3 protein-coding genes are annotated in these 813 nt (G+C 53.3%); all 3 read right to left on the reverse strand.

What is annotated here, in order from left to right; all coding sequences use genetic code 11:
• Positions 1-202 (reverse strand): hypothetical protein (locus Afil_RS10655; protein ID WP_439647329.1); only part of this gene is annotated, 202 nt, incomplete at its 3' end.
• Positions 199-504, reverse strand: coding sequence for a hypothetical protein (locus Afil_RS10660; protein WP_230268535.1), 306 nt, complete (start codon positions 502-504; stop codon positions 199-201). The genes Afil_RS10660 and Afil_RS10655, both read right to left, overlap by 4 nt.
• Positions 501-813 (reverse strand): phage head-tail connector protein (locus tag Afil_RS10665; protein ID WP_230268536.1); only part of this gene is annotated, 313 nt, incomplete at its 5' end. The genes Afil_RS10665 and Afil_RS10660, both read right to left, overlap by 4 nt.

Here is an 813-nt window from a genome sequence, read left to right on the forward strand (position 1 = left end):
ATGGGGTGATGCTTTCCCGCAGCTGTCCATGATGGCCGCCGGGGTTGGTCTCTTCGGTCGAAACCGGGGCTTTTCTTTGAGCGCCTGCGGTCAGCTCTGCCGTATTGAGCCGGACCACCTTCTGAATAGCGCTGCGATTGGCTTTGGCCAGCAGCTTTTTCTGAAACGGCTTGAGGCCGCCGATGGTTGCATTCAGTCTCATGTCTGCACCTCCGATACGATAAACGACTCCTTGGTTCTGAGCCGGCGCCGAAAATCTACTTTGTACCGCCGCCCTCTTACCTCGATCTGATCGAACACAATGTCTGTGTGGTTCTGGATATGGATCGTCAGGCTCCCCTGCTTCAGGCTTCCATAAACCAGCTTCAGCATTTCCGCTCTGGTATCCATCACGGATGCGTACAGAGCTGTTTTTGTCTCTGCCCGGTCCTCGTAATTGCAGGTATCTGGGTTGAAATGGCCCGGATCTGAGCGGACCAGCTCGATTTTCGTGTCATATCTCATAAAAACCGAAGCCTCCGGATTGGGTTTTCATTCCTGGATCTCCAGTCCTGAATGTCGTCCATGAAGTCGGCAAAGTCATTGTCTTTGTAGGAAATGCTTTCGCCTTCCACGTTGTGGCTCTGCATTCCTTCGGATCCGATCCGGTTAAAGCGCCGCACAGACGCCTCAACGGCGATGTAGTTCATCTCTTCCGGTACGTCTTTGACACCAAGCAAAGAGGCCAGACGGGCTGAAGTCAGCGTAATGACGGACTTCAGCTTTTCGTCCTGGCTTTCATCACTCAGTCCCAGGAGCGTTTTTACCTGGTCA

This window comes from Allobaculum fili, assembly GCF_020969955.1.
GTDB classification, from domain to species: Bacteria; Bacillota_I; Bacilli_A; order Erysipelotrichales; family Erysipelotrichaceae; genus Allobaculum; species Allobaculum fili.